This is a genomic window from Streptomyces sp. NPDC091287 (genome assembly GCF_044768525.1).
Taxonomy (GTDB): domain Bacteria; phylum Actinomycetota; class Actinomycetes; order Streptomycetales; family Streptomycetaceae; genus Streptomyces.
The window spans coordinates 385,443-402,871 of sequence record NZ_JBIVUV010000006.1; the positions used below are offsets into that span (position 1 = coordinate 385,443).

14 protein-coding genes are annotated in these 17,429 nt (G+C 71.9%); 11 read left to right on the forward strand and 3 right to left on the reverse strand.

From position 1 onward, the window contains the following. Nucleotides 1-231: 231 nt before the first annotated feature. Nucleotides 232-4,791, forward strand: a complete 4,560-nt coding sequence (gltB, locus tag ACIQRW_RS12875) for a glutamate synthase large subunit (RefSeq protein ID WP_403758266.1) — start codon at nucleotides 232-234, stop codon at nucleotides 4,789-4,791. Further along, nucleotides 4,784-6,244 carry a glutamate synthase subunit beta gene (locus ACIQRW_RS12880; protein ID WP_210933111.1) on the forward strand — a complete coding sequence of 487 codons (1,461 nt, stop codon included), beginning with the start codon at nucleotides 4,784-4,786 and terminating at the stop codon, nucleotides 6,242-6,244. The genes gltB and ACIQRW_RS12880 overlap by 8 nt, the downstream gene beginning before the upstream one ends. A gap of 179 nt (nucleotides 6,245-6,423) precedes the next feature. Here the strand turns inward: ACIQRW_RS12880 and ACIQRW_RS12885 are convergent, their stop codons facing one another. Continuing rightward, a complete protein-coding gene (locus tag ACIQRW_RS12885; RefSeq protein WP_403758271.1) occupies nucleotides 6,424-7,335 on the reverse strand; it encodes a rhomboid family intramembrane serine protease in 912 nt (303 codons plus the stop codon). A 144-nt stretch (nucleotides 7,336-7,479) separates the two neighbouring features. Here ACIQRW_RS12885 and ACIQRW_RS12890 point away from each other — a divergent pair, with 144 nt between their 5' ends. The 4 genes from ACIQRW_RS12890 (at nucleotide 7,480) to ACIQRW_RS12905 (ending at nucleotide 10,007) form a co-directional block, all read left to right on the forward strand. Then, nucleotides 7,480-8,229 carry a vWA domain-containing protein gene (locus tag ACIQRW_RS12890; RefSeq protein WP_403758273.1) on the forward strand — a complete coding sequence of 250 codons (750 nt, stop codon included), beginning with the start codon at nucleotides 7,480-7,482 and terminating at the stop codon, nucleotides 8,227-8,229. Then, nucleotides 8,226-8,789 carry a HutD family protein gene (locus ACIQRW_RS12895; RefSeq protein ID WP_403758275.1) on the forward strand — a complete coding sequence of 188 codons (564 nt, stop codon included), beginning with the start codon at nucleotides 8,226-8,228 and terminating at the stop codon, nucleotides 8,787-8,789. Before ACIQRW_RS12890 ends, ACIQRW_RS12895 begins: the two co-directional genes overlap by 4 nt. 98 nt (nucleotides 8,790-8,887) lie before the next feature. Beyond that, nucleotides 8,888-9,355 carry a GNAT family N-acetyltransferase gene (locus tag ACIQRW_RS12900; protein ID WP_403758279.1) on the forward strand — a complete coding sequence of 156 codons (468 nt, stop codon included), beginning with the start codon at nucleotides 8,888-8,890 and terminating at the stop codon, nucleotides 9,353-9,355. Nucleotides 9,356-9,473: 118 nt separating this feature from the next. Further along, the gene (locus ACIQRW_RS12905; RefSeq protein WP_403758282.1) at nucleotides 9,474-10,007 is read left to right on the forward strand and encodes a pyridoxamine 5'-phosphate oxidase family protein; all 534 of its coding nucleotides are present in this window, start codon (nucleotides 9,474-9,476) and stop codon (nucleotides 10,005-10,007) included. Nucleotides 10,008-10,049: 42 nt separating this feature from the next. On the opposite strand, the gene ACIQRW_RS12910 is transcribed toward ACIQRW_RS12905, so the two are convergent. Further along, the gene (locus ACIQRW_RS12910) at nucleotides 10,050-11,036 is read right to left on the reverse strand and encodes an acyl-CoA dehydrogenase family protein (protein ID WP_403758285.1); all 987 of its coding nucleotides are present in this window, start codon (nucleotides 11,034-11,036) and stop codon (nucleotides 10,050-10,052) included. Continuing rightward, a complete protein-coding gene (locus ACIQRW_RS12915) occupies nucleotides 11,036-12,181 on the reverse strand; it encodes an acyl-CoA dehydrogenase family protein (RefSeq protein WP_403758287.1) in 1,146 nt (381 codons plus the stop codon). Before ACIQRW_RS12915 ends, ACIQRW_RS12910 begins: the two co-directional genes overlap by 1 nt. A gap of 110 nt (nucleotides 12,182-12,291) precedes the next feature. Between ACIQRW_RS12915 and ACIQRW_RS12920 the strand changes: the two genes are divergently transcribed. From ACIQRW_RS12920 to ACIQRW_RS12940, 5 genes are all read left to right on the forward strand, one after another. Next, nucleotides 12,292-13,074 (forward strand): SDR family oxidoreductase, encoded by a 783-nt coding sequence (locus ACIQRW_RS12920; protein WP_403758290.1) that lies wholly within the window; start codon nucleotides 12,292-12,294, stop codon nucleotides 13,072-13,074. A 30-nt stretch (nucleotides 13,075-13,104) separates the two neighbouring features. Further along, entirely contained in the window at nucleotides 13,105-13,716 is a 612-nt protein-coding gene (locus ACIQRW_RS12925; protein WP_026290454.1) for a TetR family transcriptional regulator, read from the forward strand. A 42-nt stretch (nucleotides 13,717-13,758) separates the two neighbouring features. After that, nucleotides 13,759-14,916: an acetyl-CoA C-acetyltransferase gene (locus tag ACIQRW_RS12930; RefSeq protein ID WP_403758293.1), complete on the forward strand. Its 1,158-nt coding sequence runs from the start codon at nucleotides 13,759-13,761 to the stop codon at nucleotides 14,914-14,916. A gap of 287 nt (nucleotides 14,917-15,203) precedes the next feature. Next, entirely contained in the window at nucleotides 15,204-15,407 is a 204-nt protein-coding gene (locus ACIQRW_RS12935) for a cold-shock protein (RefSeq protein WP_003969786.1), read from the forward strand. Between the two features lie 185 nt (nucleotides 15,408-15,592). Further along, nucleotides 15,593-17,233 (forward strand): DEAD/DEAH box helicase, encoded by a 1,641-nt coding sequence (locus ACIQRW_RS12940; protein ID WP_403758296.1) that lies wholly within the window; start codon nucleotides 15,593-15,595, stop codon nucleotides 17,231-17,233. Nucleotides 17,234-17,429 lie beyond the last annotated feature (196 nt).

A 17,429-nucleotide genomic window follows, 5' to 3' on the forward strand; every position in this document is an offset into this window, starting at 1 on the left:
GCCTGCTCTCTGCGGGTCCCCGGGCGCCGATCGTTCCGACCGCGACCCACCCCCTGGTCAACCCGGTCACTTCTGGTCACCCAGTCACTTCCGGTCACCACGGTGTCCGCATGTTGGAACACGCCTTCCGCTTCTTGAGAAGCGCCCCATCATGTAACCTGCACGAAATTTCGCAGAGGGCCAACGTCGTCCCTCGGCACCGCAAATGCCACGACGACGACGGGAGAGCCGATGCGTATCGACGCCTGGTCGCCCATGGACGGTCGCCCCGCCCAGCAGGGGATGTACGACCCCCGTAACGAACACGACGCCTGCGGTGTCGGGTTCGTGGCCACTCTGACCGGTGTGGCCAGCCATGAGCTGGTCGAGCAGGCGCTGACCGTACTGCGCAACCTCGAACACCGCGGCGCCACCGGCTCCGAGCCCGACTCCGGCGACGGCGCCGGCGTTCTCTGCCAGGTCCCGGACGCCTTCCTCCGCGCCGAGACCTCCTTCGAACTTCCCGAGGCCGGCTCGTATGCCGTGGGCATCGCCTTCCTCCCCGCGGACGACTCCACCGAGGCCGTCCGGACGATCGAGCACATCGCCGCGCAGGAGGGCCTGACGGTCCTCGGCTGGCGCGACGTCCCGGTCACCCCCGCACTTCTCGGCAACGGCGCCCGCGCCACCATGCCCACCTTCCGCCAGGTCTTCGTCGCCGACGGCGAGTCCACCGGCATCGTCCTGGACCGCAAGGCCTTCGTCCTGCGCAAGCGTGCCGAGCGTGAGGCCGGGGTGTACTTCCCCTCGCTCTCCGCCCGCACCATCGTCTACAAGGGCATGCTCACCACCGGGCAGCTGGAGCCGTTCTTCCCGGACCTCTCCGACCGCCGCTTCGCCTCCACAGTCGCCCTGGTCCACTCCCGCTTCTCCACCAACACCTTCCCCAGCTGGCCGCTGGCCCACCCGTACCGCTTCGTCGCGCACAACGGCGAGATCAACACGGTCAAGGGCAACCGCAACTGGATGAAGGCCCGCGAGTCCCAGCTCGCCTCCGAACTCTTCGGCCAGGCGCAGCTCGACCGGATCTTCCCCGTCTGCACCCCGGACGCCTCCGACTCGGCCTCCTTCGACGAGGTCCTGGAGCTGCTCCACCTCGGCGGGCGCTCGCTGCCGCACTCGGTGCTGATGATGGTCCCCGAGGCGTGGGAGAACCACGACTCGATGGACCCGGCCCGGCGCGCGTTCTACCAGTACCACGCCACGATGATGGAGCCCTGGGACGGCCCGGCCTGCGTGACCTTCACCGACGGCGTCCAGGTCGGCGCGGTCCTCGACCGCAACGGTCTGCGCCCCGGCCGCTACTGGGTCACCGACGACGGCCTCGTCGTGCTCTCCTCCGAGGTCGGCGTCCTGGACATCGACCCCGCGAAGGTCGTCCGCAAGGGCCGCCTCCAGCCCGGCAAGATGTTCCTCGTCGACACCGCCGAGCACCGCATCATCGAGGACGACGAGATCAAGGCGTCCCTCGCCGCCGAGCAGCCCTACCAGGAGTGGCTGGAGACCGGCGAGATCGAGCTGAGCGACCTGCCCGAGCGTGAGCACATCGTGCACACCCACGCCTCGGTCACCCGCCGCCAGCAGACCTTCGGCTACACCGAGGAAGAGCTCCGCGTCATCCTCGCCCCGATGGCCCGCACCGCCGGTGAGCCGCTCGGCTCCATGGGCACCGACTCGCCGATCGCCGCGCTCTCCGAGCGCCCCCGGCTGCTCTTCGACTACTTCACCCAGCTGTTCGCCCAGGTCACCAACCCGCCGCTGGACGCCATCCGCGAGGAGCTCGTCACCTCGCTGCGCTCCTCGCTGGGCCCCCAGGGCAACATCCTGGAGCCGACCGCCGCCGCGTGCCGCAGCGTCACGCTGCCCTTCCCGGTGATCGACAACGACGAGCTCGCCAAGCTGATACACATCAACGCCGACGGCGACATGCCGGGCATGACGGCCGCCACCCTCTCCGGTCTCTACCGGGTCGGCGGCGGAGGCGACGCGCTGGCCGCGCGGATCGAGCAGATCTGCACCGAGGTCGACGCCGCCATAGAGGACGGCGCCCGCCTGATCGTCCTCTCCGACCGGCACTCCGACGCCGAGCACGCGCCGATCCCCTCGCTGCTGCTCACCTCCGCCGTCCACCACCACCTCATCCGCACCAAGCAGCGCACCCAGGTGGGCCTGCTGGTCGAGGCCGGGGACGTCCGCGAGGTCCACCACGTCGCGCTGCTCATCGGCTACGGCGCCGCCGCGGTCAACCCGTACCTCGCCATGGAGTCCGTCGAGGACCTGGTCCGCGCCGGCACCTTCATCGAGAACATCGAGGCCGAGCAGGCCATCCGGAACCTGATCTACGCGCTCGGCAAGGGCGTCCTGAAGGTCATGTCCAAGATGGGCATCTCCACCGTCGCCTCCTACCGCGGCGCCCAGGTCTTCGAGGCCGTCGGCCTCGACGAGGCCTTCGTCGCGACGTACTTCAACGGCACCGCCACCAAGATCGGCGGCGCCGGCCTGGACGTCGTCGCCAAGGAGGTCGCCGCCCGGCACACCAAGGCGTACCCCGCCTCCGGCATCGCGGCCTCGCACCGCGCGCTGGAGATCGGCGGCGAGTACCAGTGGCGGCGCGAGGGCGAACCGCACCTGTTCGACCCCGAGACGGTCTTCCGCCTCCAGCACGCCACCCGCAACCGGCGCTACGACATCTTCAAGCAGTACACGGAGCGGGTGAACGAGCAGTCCGAGCGCCTCATGACGCTCCGCGGCCTCTTCGGCTTCGACTCCGGCCGCGAGCCGATCTCCCTCGACGAGGTCGAGCCCGCCTCCGAGATCGTCAAGCGCTTCTCCACCGGCGCCATGTCCTACGGCTCCATCTCCCGCGAGGCGCACGAGACGCTCGCCATCGCGATGAACCAGCTCGGCGGCAAGTCCAACACCGGTGAGGGCGGTGAGGACCCGGACCGCCTGTACGACCCGGCGCGCCGCTCCTCCATCAAGCAGGTCGCCTCCGGCCGCTTCGGTGTGACCAGCGAATACCTGGTCAACGCGGACGACATCCAGATCAAGATGGCGCAGGGCGCCAAGCCCGGCGAGGGCGGCCAGCTGCCCGGCCACAAGGTCTACCCGTGGGTCGCCAAGACGCGGCACTCGACGCCCGGCGTCGGCCTCATCTCGCCGCCGCCGCACCACGACATCTACTCCATCGAAGACCTCGCCCAGCTGATCCACGACCTGAAGAACGCGAACCCGCAGGCGCGGATCCACGTGAAGCTGGTCTCCGAGGTCGGCGTCGGCACGGTCGCCGCCGGTGTCTCCAAGGCCCACGCGGACGTCGTCCTCATCTCCGGCCACGACGGCGGAACGGGCGCCTCCCCGCTCACCTCGCTCAAGCACGCGGGCGGCCCCTGGGAGCTCGGCCTCGCCGAGACCCAGCAGACCCTGCTGCTCAACGGCCTGCGCGACCGCATCGTCGTGCAGACCGACGGCCAGCTCAAGACCGGCCGCGACGTCGTCATCGCCGCGCTGCTGGGCGCCGAGGAGTTCGGTTTCGCGACCGCGCCGCTCGTCGTCTCCGGCTGCGTCATGATGCGCGTCTGCCACCTGGACACCTGCCCGGTCGGCATCGCCACCCAGAACCCGGTGCTCCGCGACCGGTTCTCCGGCAAGGCCGAGTACATCGTCAACTTCTTCGAGTTCATCGCCGAAGAGGTCCGCGAGATCCTCGCCGAGCTGGGCTTCCGCACCATCGAGGAGGCCGTCGGCCACGCCGAGCTCCTCGACACCGACCGGGCGATCACCCACTGGAAGGCGCAGGGCCTGGACCTGGCTCCGCTCTTCTACGTCCCCGAGCTGCCCGAGGGCGCGGTCCGCCACCGCATCGTCGAGCAGGACCACGGTCTGACGAAGGCGCTCGACAACCAGCTGATCAAGCTGGCCGCCGACGCCCTCGGGGCGGAGACCCCCGAGGCCGCCCAGCCGGTCCGCGCCCAGGTCGCGATCCGCAACATCAACCGGACCGTCGGCACCATGCTCGGCCACGAGGTGACCAAGAAGTTCGGTGGTTCCGGCCTGCCCGAGAACACCATCGACATCACCTTCACCGGCTCGGCCGGCCAGTCCTTCGGCGCGTTCCTGCCGAGCGGAGTGACCCTGCGCCTGGAGGGCGACGCCAACGACTACGTCGGCAAGGGCCTCTCCGGCGGCCGGGTGATCGTCCGCCCCGACCGGGGCGCCGACCACCTCGCCGAGTACTCCACCATCGCCGGCAACACCATCGGCTACGGCGCGACCGGCGGCGAGGTCTTCCTGCGCGGCCGCACCGGCGAACGCTTCTGCGTCCGCAACTCCGGTGCGCTCGTCGTCTCCGAGGGCGTCGGCGACCACGGCTGCGAGTACATGACCGGCGGCCAGGCCGTCGTCCTCGGCGAGACCGGCCGCAACTTCGCGGCCGGCATGTCGGGCGGCGTCGCGTACGTCATCGACCTGAACCCCGACAACGTCAACGTCGGCAACCTCGGCGCGGTCGAGGAACTGGACGACACCGACCGGCAGTGGCTGCACGACGTCGTGCGCCGCCACCGCGAGGAGACCGGCTCCACCGTCGCCGAGAAGCTCCTCACCGAGTGGGACACCTCCGTGACCCGCTTCAGCAAGATCATCCCGTCCACGTACAAGGCAGTGCTCGCCGCCAAGGACGCCGCTGAGCTCGCCGGTCTCTCCGAGCAGGAGACCACCGAGAAGATGATGGAGGCGGCGACCCATGGCTGACCCCAAGGGCTTCCTGACCACCGGACGCGAGGTCGCCCAGACCCGCCCCGTGGCCGAGCGCGTCAAGGACTGGAACGAGGTCTACGTTCCGGGCTCCCTGCTCCCGATCATCAGCAAGCAGGCCGGCCGCTGCATGGACTGCGGCATCCCGTTCTGCCACAACGGCTGCCCGCTCGGAAACCTCATCCCCGAGTGGAACGACTACGCCTACCGCGAGGACTGGACCGCTGCCTCCGAGCGGCTGCACGCCACGAACAACTTCCCGGAGTTCACCGGGCGGCTGTGCCCGGCCCCCTGCGAGTCGGCGTGCGTGCTCGGCATCAACCAGCCCGCCGTCACCATCAAGAACGTCGAAGTCTCCATCATCGACAAGGCGTGGGACAGCGGCGACGTCACCCCGCAGCCGCCGGAGCGGCTCTCCGGCAAGACCGTCGCGGTCATCGGCTCGGGCCCGGCGGGACTCGCCGCCGCCCAGCAGCTGACCCGGGCCGGCCACACCGTCGCCGTCTACGAGCGCGCGGACCGCATCGGGGGTCTTCTCCGCTACGGCATCCCCGAGTTCAAGATGGAGAAGTCGCACATCAACCGCCGCATCGAGCAGATGCGCCTGGAAGGCACCAAGTTCCGTACGGAGGTGGAGATCGGCAAGGACATCGACGCCGCGAAGCTCCGCCGCCGCTACGACGCGGTCGTCATCGCGGCCGGCGCCACCGTCTCCCGCGACCTGCCCGTCCCCGGCCGTGAGCTGGGCGGCATCCACTTCGCGATGGAGTACCTGCCGCTCGCCAACAAGGTGCAGGAGGGCGACCTGACGGTGGCCCCGATCCACGCCGGCGGCAAGCACGTCGTCGTCATCGGCGGCGGCGACACCGGAGCCGACTGCGTCGGCACCGCCCACCGCCAGGGCGCGGCCTCCGTCACCCAGCTGGAGATCATGCCGAAGCCGGGCGAGGACCGGAACGCCAACCAGCCGTGGCCGACCTTCCCGATGCTCTACAAGGTCACCTCCGCGCACGAGGAGGGCGGCGAGCGGGTCTACTCCGTCTCCACCACCCACTTCGAGGGCGACGAGGACGGAAACGTCGCGGCCCTCCACCTGGTGGAGGTCGAGTTCAAGGACGGTAAGCTGGAGCAGAAGCCCGGCACGGAGCGGCGCATCCCCGCGCAGCTCGTCACCCTCGCCATGGGCTTCACCGGAACCGACCAGTCCAACGGTCTGGTCCAGCAGTTCGGCCTGGAGCTCGACCAGCGCGGCAACGTCGCCCGCGACGAGCACTACGCGACCAACGTCGACGGCGTCTATGTCGCCGGTGACGCGGGACGCGGCCAGTCGCTGATCGTCTGGGCGATCGCCGAGGGCCGCTCCGCCGCCCGCGGAGTGGACCGCTTCCTGACCGGGACCAGCGCCCTGCCGGCGCCGATCCGCCCGACGGACCGCTCGCTGCTGGTCTGAGCACCACCCGGGTTCCCCCTGGGCCGCGCGGCCCGGGGGAGCCCCCACAAGACGTCCCGTACAACGGCGTACGGAACTGAACGCGGCGCCTGCCTGTCCCCGACCGGACTCAAGCGGGCGCCGTGGCGCGTCCGGGGCCGGGTGCCTTCCACGGCGCCCGGCCTCAGCGGCGCCCGGCCTCAGCCGCCGGTCAGAGCCGAGGTCCGCAGGGCCACCGCCACCGCGAACAGGCCCGCCAGCACCAGCCCGCCCGCGAGCTGGACCGGCCACACGCGCAGCTTCGCCGGTGCGAAGGCGAGCCCGTACGTCACCAGCGCCCCGGTCAGCAGCCCGCCCAGGTGCCCCTGCCACGAGGTGAACGCGGCCGAGATCAGCATCCAGAGCAGGAATCCGGCCATGAAACGGTTGACGGCCGCCATGTCACGGCCGAGCCGCCGGTGGATGACCCAGTACGCGGCAGCCAGCCCGAAGACCGCGCCGGAGGCGCCGACCGTCGAGGTGTCCGGGGCCAGCAGGTACACCAGGACCGAACCGCCCACCGCCGACAGCAGATACAGCGCCAGATAACGGGCCCGCCCGAGCTGGCCCTCCACCGCCCGGCCGATGTTCCACAGCGCGAACATGTTGAACACCAGGTGCATCACCCCGAACGAGGCGTCCGGCGGAAGGTGCAGGAAGGCCCCGGTCACCAGCCGGTACCACTCCCCGTCCGCGATGCCCGTCAGCTCGTACCCGGGATAGGTGTCACCCCGGTAGTAGTACTGCTCGCCGTCCGGCCCGGTGAGCGCCGCCCCGAGCACCGCGAACCGGTCCACGATCTCCGGCCTGACCACCTCGCCGATGTAGACCAGGACGTTGAGCGCCATCAGGACGTACGTCACGATCGGCGCCGTCGCCCGGGACACCGCACCGCCGAAGACCGTACGGGCCTGGCGCACCGAGCGCTGTCCCTCCTTCACGCACTCCACGCAGTGGTGCCCTACGGCCGCCTCCCGCATGCAGTCCGGGCAGATGTAGCGGTCGCAACGGGTGCAGCGGACATACGTCTCGTAGGACGGATGGCGGTAACACGCGGTGGCGGCGGCCTCCATGGCCGGCTCCTTCACTGGGGATGTGCAACGGGGCCGGTGGGGGCGGCGGCGATCAAGATAGCGAACCGGTGCGGTGGGCCGTGTGCCCGGGGCCCGGCGGTGGCCTACGCTCAAGGTCCGCGGAGCACAGAACGGGGGGCCGTCATGCAGGGTGCGAACACGGCCGTGGGCACCGGCCCGGCCATCAGCCTCACCAAGGTGCGGGAGACGGCTCCGGCCCTGGTCGGTCACTACACGAGCGCCGGGATCTCACTGGAGAAGCACGGACTGGACGGTCACCGCGCGGCCGTCTACCTCGTCCTCGACCACTCCGGCTCGATGAAGCCGTACTACAACGACGGCAGCGTCCAGGCGCTCGCCGACCGGGTGCTGGGCCTGTCGGCCAACCTCGACGACGACGGCACGGTGCCCGTCGTCTTCTTCTCCACCGATGTCGACGCGGTCACCGACATCGCCCTCGACAACCACCACGGCCGGATCGACGAGATCTGGGCGGGCCTCGGGCACATGGGGAAGACCAGCTACCACCTGGCGATGGACGCGGTCATCGACCACTACCTCGACAGCGGCTCCACCGCGCCCGCCCTGGTCGTCTTCCAGACGGACGGCGGGCCGATCAACAAGCTCGCCGCCGAGCGCTACCTCTGCAAGGCCGCGAAGCTGCCCCTGTTCTGGCAGTTCGTCGGCTTCGGCAACACCCGCAGCAGCCAGTTCGACTTCCTGCGCAAGCTCGACGAGCTGGCCGTCCCCGCCAAGCGGACGGTCGACAACGCCGGGTACTTCCACGCCGGCGAGGACCCCCGGAAGGTCCCGGACTCCGAGCTGTACGACCGGCTCGTCGCCGAGTTCCCGCTCTGGCTGGCCGCCGCCCGGGAGCAGGGGATCGTCCGATGACGGTACGGATCCTGCGCGCCGCCGACCGCCCGCCCGTCCCCTGGAAGAACGGCGGCGGGACCGTCCGCGAGATCGCCATCGGCCCCGAGGGCGCGGGGACGGACGCCTTCGACTGGCGGGTGAGCCTGGCGGACGTCACCGCCGACGGGCCGTTCTCCGCGTTCCCGGGCGTGGAGCGCGTGCTGACCGTGGTCGAGGGCGCGGGCATGGACCTCGTCGTCGGCGGCGAGCACCACATCGTCGACGAGCCGCTGTGGCCGCACGGCTTCCCCGGCGACCTGCCCACGGAGGGCTTCCTGCTGGGCGGCCCCGTCGTCAATCTCAACGTCATGTACCGCAGGGCCCGTACGCGGGCGGAGACCGCCGTCGTCTGCGGCACGGTCCGCCTGCTGCCGCCGGAGGGCGGTGTCGTGCTGGCCGTCTCCCTGGACGACGGCGCGGAGCTGGAGGGCGGGGGCGTCCGGCTGGACCGCTACGACGCGGTGCTGGCGGCCGGGGCGTCGCCCGGGGTCCTGCGGACGATGGGCCAGGCGGTGCTCATCACGTTCTCGGACGTGTGACCGGACTGCCCAGCGGGCTTCCGACGGGCCCTGGCCGTGCCCTCCGTGAGCGGGAAACTCGGCTGCCGATCGCCCCGCCGCGGGATACGGTCGCGCGCATGCCCGAAAACGCGTCCCGAACCACCGTGATCCGTCGCTATGCCGCCGAGGACGAGAACGCGGCGGTGGACGTCTGGTCCCGGGCCGGCGGCGCGGCCCACCCCTTCATCCCCGGCGAGGGCGAGGGCGAGCGCGCCCGCAAGATGCGCGAGATCTATCTCGTCCACGCCGAGAACTGGGTCGCACAGACGGACGGCCGTGTGGTGGCCCTCCTGGGGCTCTTGGGCGCCGAGATCGGCGGCCTCTTCGTGGCCCCGGAGGCACAGGGCACCGGGGTGGGCCGGCGCCTGGTCGAACACGCGGCGGCGCTGCACGGTGCGTTGACCCTTGAGGTGTACGAGAAGAACACGGGGGCCCGGAGCTTCTACGCCCGGATGGGCTTCGTGGAGGAGAGCCGCCGCGTCGACGAGGAGTACGACGAGGTCATGCTGAGGCTCACCCGGCCGGCTCCGGAGGACCACGCCTGAGGCGGTGCGGTGGTGACGCCGTAGGGCGTGATGGCGTTCGCTGCGCGTTCGGTTCGCCGAAATTCGTCCGCCTGTCGCGCGCGAATACCGACAGGAGTTGTCGGGTATCCGGTGTTCCATGGCGTCCATGACGTCTTCACCGCCTGCGCACGCGCCTGTCTCCTGGGACGCCTTCGCCGCCGCCGAGCCCGAGTTCGCCGACACCGTGCGAGCCCGCTTCCGGCTCTACAAGCACCACGTCCTGGCCACCCTGCGGAAGGACGGCTCGCCCCGGGTCACCGGCCTGGAGGCCGACTTCCGCTTCGGTGAGCTGCTGCTCGGCATGATGCCGAACTCCCGCAAGGCCCTGGACCTGCGGCGCGATCCGCGCTTCGCGCTCCAGGCCAACCCGGGGCCCGACGCCGAGCTGAACGACGGGGACGTCCGCGTCAGCGGCCGGGCCGTGGAGATCACCGACCCGCAGGTGATCGCCCGCTTCATCGAGGAGGCGACCCCGCCGGAGCCCTTCCACCTCTTCCGGGCCGAGCTGACCGAGGTGGTCCGCATCGGGCTCGACGGCGAGGCGCTGGTCATCCGGTCCTGGCGTCCCGGGCAGCCGCTGCGCACCGTGCGCCGCACCGGCGACGACACCTCGCCGACCGACGTGTCCTGAACCGGGGCGGCGCCCGGACCGGGGGCGGCGCGCGCCCGGGTCTCAGCCCGCCAGCACCCGGGCCCGGCAGGCGGACGGCGTCCCCCAGGCGTCCCGCAGCGGCCGGGCCCGGCGCAGCCACCACGCGAGGTCCAGCTCCTCGGTGTAGCCGACCGCGCCGTGCGACTGGAGCGCGGTGCGGGCCGCCGCGTACCCCGCCTCGCCCGCCGCCGCCTTCGCCGCCGCGACCGCCGCCCCCGCCCCGGCCGTTTCCCCGGCCAGCTCCACCGCCGCCCCGTACAGCAGCGGGCGGGCGAACTCCAGGCCGAGCAAGGTGTCCGCGAGGCGGTGCTTGACCGCCTGGAACGACCCGACGGGCACCCCGAACTGGGTGCGCTGCCTCACGTACGCCACGGTCGCCCGCAGCAGCTCCTCCCCGCAGCCCAGCGCCAGGGCCGCCGTGGCGAACGCCGCCAGATCGCCCGCCGCCCGCGCCGCCTCGCGCACCCCGGGACCGGCCGCCGCCACCTCGCCGCCCGCCTCCGGCCGGAACAGCCGCCGCGCCGGATCCGCCGATGCCGACGGCTCCCCGGGCCCCGGCGCGAGCCGCAGTTCGTCGCCGTCCACCGTGAACACCGCGTCCGCCGCGTCCGCGTCCAGGGCGTACGGCCCGTGCCCCGCCAGCCGCAGCGAGACGACCGCGCCGCCGGAGGCGATCCCGGGCAGCCACTCCTCGGCCGCGGGCCCGCCCGCCCCGCTCAGCAGCACCCCGGCCGCCAGGGTCTCCGCCACCGGTCCGGGCACCGCGTGCCGCCCCAGCTCGACGCAGGCGACGGCCACCTCCACGGGGAGCGGACCCAGACCCCCGTACGCCTGAGGAACCGCGAGCGCGAACACTCCCGCGTCCGCGAGCCGCCCCCACAGGGCCCGCCCCGGCTTGTGGTCCCCGGCGGCCCACGCCCGCAGGACCGACGGTGTGCCGGCCGCCGTCAGCATCGCGTCCAGCGACCGGGCGAACTCCCGCTGCTCGTCGTCGAGGAGGAAACGCATCAGCGCCGTCCCTTCGGCAGGCCGAGCAGCCGCTCGGCGATGATGTCCCGCTGTATCTCGTTGGTCCCGGCGTACACGGGGCCCGCGAGCGCGAAGACGTACCCCTCCGCCCACGCCGTGTCCGCCAGCTCCGCGTCCGGGCCCAGCAGATCGAGCGCCGTCTCGTGCAGCGCGATGTCGTACGTCGACCAGAACACCTTGTTCAGGCTGGACTCGGGCCCCAGCGACGCCCCCGCCGCGAACCGGGACGCGGAGGCGGCCGTGAACAGCTGATACGCCCGCGCCCCGATCACCGCGTCCGCTACCCGGTCCCGCAGCGCCGTGTCCGCCGGGTCGCCCGCCTCCCGCCACAAGGCCTGCAACCGGTCGGCGGCGGCCAGGAAACGGCCGGGGGAGCGGAGGGTGAGGCCGCGCTCGTCGCCGGTGGCCGACATGGCGATGCGCCAGCCCTGCCCCGGCTCCCCGATGACCTCCGCGTCCGGTACGAAGACCTCGTCGAGGAAGATCTCGGCGAACGCGGGCTTCCCGTCCAGCCGCCCGATCGGGCGCACGGTGACCCCCGGCTCCGACAGCCCGAACATCAGATACGTGAGCCCGTGATGCGGCTTCGACGCCCCGGGGTCCGTACGGAAGATGCCGAAGGCCCGGTCCGCGAACGCAGCCCGCGAGGACCAGGTCTTCTGCCCCGACAACAGCCACCCGCCGTCCGTGCGCACCGCCCGCGACCGCAGCGCCGCCAGGTCCGACCCGGCCTCCGGCTCCGACCAGGCCTGCGCCCAGATGACCTCGCCGCTCGCCATCGGGGGCAGCACGCGGGCCCGCTGCTCGGCCGTGCCGTGGGCGAGGAGGGTCGGGGCGAGGAGGCTGATCCCGTTCTGCGAGACCCGGCCCGGTGCGCCCGCCGCCCAGTACTCCTCCTCGAACGCCAGCCAGCCGAAGAGATCCACGCCCCGGCCCCCGTACTCCTTCGGCCAGGAGACCGCCGACCACCGTCCGGTGCCCAGCAGCGCCTCCCACTCCCGGTGCGCGGCGAACCCCTCCTCGGTCTCCAGGGAGGGCAGCGGCCGGGCCGGTACGTGGTCCCGGAGCCAGGCCCGGGCCTCGGCCCGCAGGGCTGCTGTCCGTGCCGTCTGCGCCAGATCCATCAAGCGCCCGCCTTCCGTCCGGTCGGCCCGTCGCCGAGAGTGTTCCCTAACAAGTGTTTGGTAGGTTAACGTACGGCCCACAGACCGTCGAGAAGTCGGGGGACCGGGCCATGGACACACCGCCGTACCTGCCGGGACACGGACTGCTGGCCGGGCGCACCGCCGTCGTCACCGCCGCCGCCGGAGCCGGGATCGGCGGCGCGACCGCCCGCCGCTTCCTGGAGGAGGGCGCCCGCGTCGTGATCGGCGACGCCCACGCCCGTCGGCTGAAGGAGAGCGCGCACGCCCTCGCCGACGAGTTCGGACCCGACCGCGTCACCCACCTGACCTGCGACGTCACCGACGAGGATCAGGTCGAAGCCCTCTTCGCACACGCCGAACGCGCCCACGGCGGCCTCGACATCGTCGTCAACAACGCGGGCCTCGGCGGCACCGCCGAGCTCACCGAGATGACCGACGACCAGTGGACGCGGATCCTCGACGTCACCCTCAACGGCACCTTCCGCTGCACCCGCGCCGCTCTGCGCTCCCTCAAGGCCGCCGGCACCGGCGGAGTCCTCGTCAACAACGCCTCCGTCGTCGGCTGGCGCGCCCAGCGCGGCCAGGCCCACTACGCCGCCGCCAAGGCCGGCGTCATGGCCCTCACCCGCTGCGCCGCCGTCGAGGCCGCCGACTACGGCGTACGCGTCAACGCCGTCGCCCCCAGCCTCGCCATGCACCCCCACCTGGCCAAGGTCACCTCCACCGAACTGCTCGCCGAACTCACCGCGAAGGAGGCCTTCGGCCGGTACGCCGAACCCTGGGAGGTCGCCAACGTGATCGTCTTCCTCGCCAGCGGCTACTCCTCGTACATGACCGGCGAGGTCGTCCCCGTCAGCAGCCAGCATGCGTGAACACACAGGCCGCGGGCGGACAATGGCCGGGTGCCTACCAAGAAGAAGCCCCAGGTGACCCCCACGCCGGAGCGACGCCGTGAACTGCTCGCCACCGCCGCCGAGGTCTTCGCCGCCCAGGGATACAACGCCACCACCGTCCGCCGGATCGCGGACGAGGCCGGGATGCTCGCGGGCAGCCTCTACTACCACTTCGATTCCAAGGAATCGATGATCGACGAGATCCTCTCCACCTTCCTCGACGAGCTCTGGCAGGGCTACGACACGGTCCTGGAGGCCGGCCTCGGCCCCCGCGAGACCATCGAGGCCCTGGTCACCGAGTCCTTCCGGGAGATCGACCGGCACCGCCCCGCCGTCGCGATCTACCAGAAGGAGTCCAAGCACCTCGCCACCCAGCCGCGCTTCGCCTACCTCGTCGACTCGCAGACGAAGTTCGAGAAGGCCTGGCTCGGCACCCTGGAACGCGGCGTCGCCGAAGGCGCCTTCCGCGACGACCTCGACATCCGCCTCACCTACCGCTTCGTCCGCGACACCGTCTGGGTCGCGGCCTCCTGGTACCGGCCCGGCGGACACCACAGCCCCGAGGAGATCGCCCGTCAGTACCTGTCGATGGTGCTCGACGGAATCGCCCTGCGTACGTAACCGGAAACCGGTCCACCCCGAGCGCACCGAGGAGCAGCAGCCATGGCCGAGGCCTACATCGTCGAAGCGGTACGCACCCCCGTCGGGCGGCGCGGGGGCGGCCTCGGGGCCGTCCACCCCGCCGACCTCGGCGCGCATGTGCTGAAGGAGCTGATCGCCCGCTCCGGAGTCGACCCGGCGGCCGTCGAGGACGTCGTCTTCGGCTGCCTCGACACCGTCGGACCCCAGGCCGGTGACATCGCCCGTACGTCATGGCTGGCCGCCGGACTCCCCGAGGAGGTCCCCGGCGTCACCATCGACCGGCAGTGCGGCTCCTCCCAGCAGGCCCTCCACTTCGCGGCCCAGGGCGTCCTCTCCGGCACCCAGGACCTCGTCGTCGCCGGCGGCACCCAGAACATGACCCAGATCCCGATCGCCTTCGCCTCCCGGCAGGCCGCCGAACCCCTCGGCCTCACCCAGGGGCCGTACGCGGGCAGCGAGGGCTGGCGCGCCCGCTACGGCGACGCCCCCGTCAACCAGTTCCACGGCGCCCAGCTGATCGCCGAGAAGTGGGGGATCAGCCGCCGGGACATGGAGGAGTTCGCCCTCACCTCCCACCACCGGGCGCTCCGCGCCATCGACGAGGGCCGCTTCGCCCGCGAGACCGTCGCGTACGGGGACGTCACCACGGACGAAGGGCCGCGCCGCGACACCACCCTGGAGAAAATGGCCGGTCTGCGGCCTGTCGTGGAGGGCGGCACCATCACCGCGGCCTGCTCCTCCCAGGTCTCCGACGGGGCCGCCGCCCTGCTCATCGCCTCGGAGCGGGCCGTCGCCGAACACGGGCTCACCCCGCGGGCCCGGGTCCACCACCTGTCCGTACGGGGCGAGGACCCGATCCGGATGCTCTCGGCCCCGATCCCGGCCACCGCGTACGCCCTGAAGAAGGCCGGCCTCACCCTCGACGCCATCGACCTCGTCGAGATCAACGAGGCGTTCGCCCCGGTCGTCCTCGCCTGGCTGAAAGAGACCGGTGCCGACCCCGAGCGGGTCAACGTCAACGGCGGAGCCATCGCCCTGGGCCACCCGCTCGGCGCGACCGGCGCCCGGCTGATGACGACCCTGCTGCACGAACTGGAACGCACCGGCGGCCGCTACGGGCTCCAGACGATGTGCGAAGGCGGCGGACAGGCCAACGTCACCATCGTCGAGCGGCTCTGAGAACCGGCCCCGGGCCCGCCCGCGGACCCCGGTGGCCCCGCGCGTACACCCTCTGGTCAGCCAACTTTTTCCTCCGGCGGCGCGGCGCGCTCCGCCGCCGGAGGAGAGGACGTGCTAGGGTGTTTCCCGTTGCAGTTTTGGTACCCATGAACTTTATGTGCGCCTGACGGGAATGCTTCCTCAGGCGCTTTATTGTTTTCCGGCTTTCTCCGGGTGGGGCTCAATGCGGCGACTTGGAATCCGTAAAGTGCGGATTCTCGGCACTGCACCTCTTTTAGGAGAATGACATGGCTACTGGAACCGTGAAGTGGTTCAACTCGGAAAAGGGCTTCGGCTTCATCGAGCAGGACGGCGGCGGCGCCGACGTCTTCGCCCACTACTCCAACATCGCCACCTCGGGCTTCCGTGAGCTCCAGGAGGGCCAGAAGGTCTCCTTCGACGTCACGCAGGGCCAGAAGGGCCCGCAGGCGGAGAACATCGTCCCGGCCTAATTGCCGGACGCGTACCTCGCTGACCGGGGCCCGCACCGTGAAGGTGCGGGCCCCGGTTTGTGCTGTCCGAGCAAAAACCCGTTTCGTGCGCACATCCTGGGGGCGCATCACAGACGGTCGGGCCGGCACATCGCAGTAAACCCACTCGGCAGTTGCCCAGGAATCCCCCAGGAGGGCAATTCCGTATGACCAGCTCCGAACGCCAGGACCGCACCCCCCGCTCGCGACCGGCCCGTGGCCGAGGCCGCGGCCAGGGCGCCGGCACCCAGGCTCCCGCGAACGGCCGGGGCGGCGCACCCCGCTCCAAGGCCCAGGGCGGCTCCAAGCCCCCGGCCCGCCGCCGCGCCACCCCGCCGCAGGGCGAGTTCGCCCTGCCGGAGACCGTGACCCCCGCGCTGCCCGCCGTCGACGCCTTCGCCGACCTGGACATGCCCGCCGGGCTGCTGAAGACCCTCACCGCGCTGGGCGTCACCGAGCCGTTCCCGATCCAGGGCGCGACCCTGCCGAACTCGCTGGCCGGCCGCGACATCCTCGGCCGCGGGCGCACCGGCTCCGGCAAGACGCTCGCCTTCGGCCTGGCGCTGCTGGCCCGCACCGCCGGACGCCGCAGCGAGCCGCGCGCCCCGCTCGCCATGGTCCTCGTGCCGACGCGCGAGCTGGCCCAGCAGGTCACCGACGCGCTGACCCCGTACGCGACCGCCGTGAACCTGCGGATGGCCACCGTCGTCGGCGGCATGTCGATCACCAAGCAGTCCGCCACCCTGCGGCGCGGCGCCGAAGTGCTCGTCGCCACCCCGGGCCGGCTCAAGGACCTCATCGAGCGCGGCGACTGCCGCCTGGACGAGGTCTCCATCACCGTCCTCGACGAGGCCGACCAGATGGCCGACATGGGCTTCATGCCGCAGGTCGTCGCCCTGCTCAAGCAGGTCGAGGCGGACGGGCAGCGGATGCTGTTCTCCGCGACCCTCGACAAGAACATCGACCGGCTCGTGAAGATGTTCCTCACCGACCCGGTCGTGCACTCCGTCGACCCGTCCGCCGGTGCGGTCACCACGATGGAGCACCACGTGCTCCACGTCCTGGACGAGACCGACAAGAAGGCCGTCGCCACGAAGATCGCCGCCCGCGAGGGCCGGGTGATCATGTTCGTCGACACCAAGCGCGCCGCCGACCGCTTCGCGAAGCGGCTGCTCGCCAGCGGTGTACGGGCGGCCGCCCTGCACGGCGGGCGCTCGCAGCCGCAGCGCAACCGCACGCTCGACCAGTTCAAGAACGGGGAGGTCACCGCGCTCGTCGCGACGAACGTCGCGGCCCGCGGCATCCACGTCGACGACCTCGACCTGGTCGTCAACGTGGACCCGCCGACCGACCACAAGGACTACCTCCACCGCGGCGGGCGCACGGCGCGCGCCGGGGAGTCCGGCAGCGTCGTCACGCTGGTGCTGCCCGAGGAGAAGCGCGAGATGACCCGGCTGATGCAGGACGCGGGCATCGCGCCGCGCACCACGCGGGTCACCTCCAGCGACGCGGAACTGGGCCGGATCACGGGAGCCCGCGAGCCTTCGGGCGTCGCGATCGTGATCGAGGTGGCGCAGCCGACGCCGCCGAAGCAGCGGACCCGGTCGGGCGGTTCCGGTACCGGCTCCGGCGGGGGCACGGTGCGGTCCGGCAGCCGGGGACGTGGGCGGCGAGGGGCCGGTACGGGTGCCGGGGCCGGTGGCGGCGCGGCGCGCTCGGGCGGGGCGGCGCGCTCCGGTGGCGGGGCGCCGCGCTCCGGTGGCGCCGGCCGCTCCGGCGCGCCTGCGCGGGGACGTCGGGCCGCGTAGGGCCCACCACCGGGCCATCCCAAGCCGTCCGGCGCTTGAGGACCGGGGTCCGGGGCAGAGCCCCGAAAGCCCCGGACCGGGGCTTTGTCCTCAATCGCCGGACGGGCTGGGTGCGGCGGTCCGGTCGTCCGGTCTCGGGCCGACGTCGGCCGAGGGGCCAGTCTCGGGCCGATGTGGCCGGGGTCTTGTCCTCAAT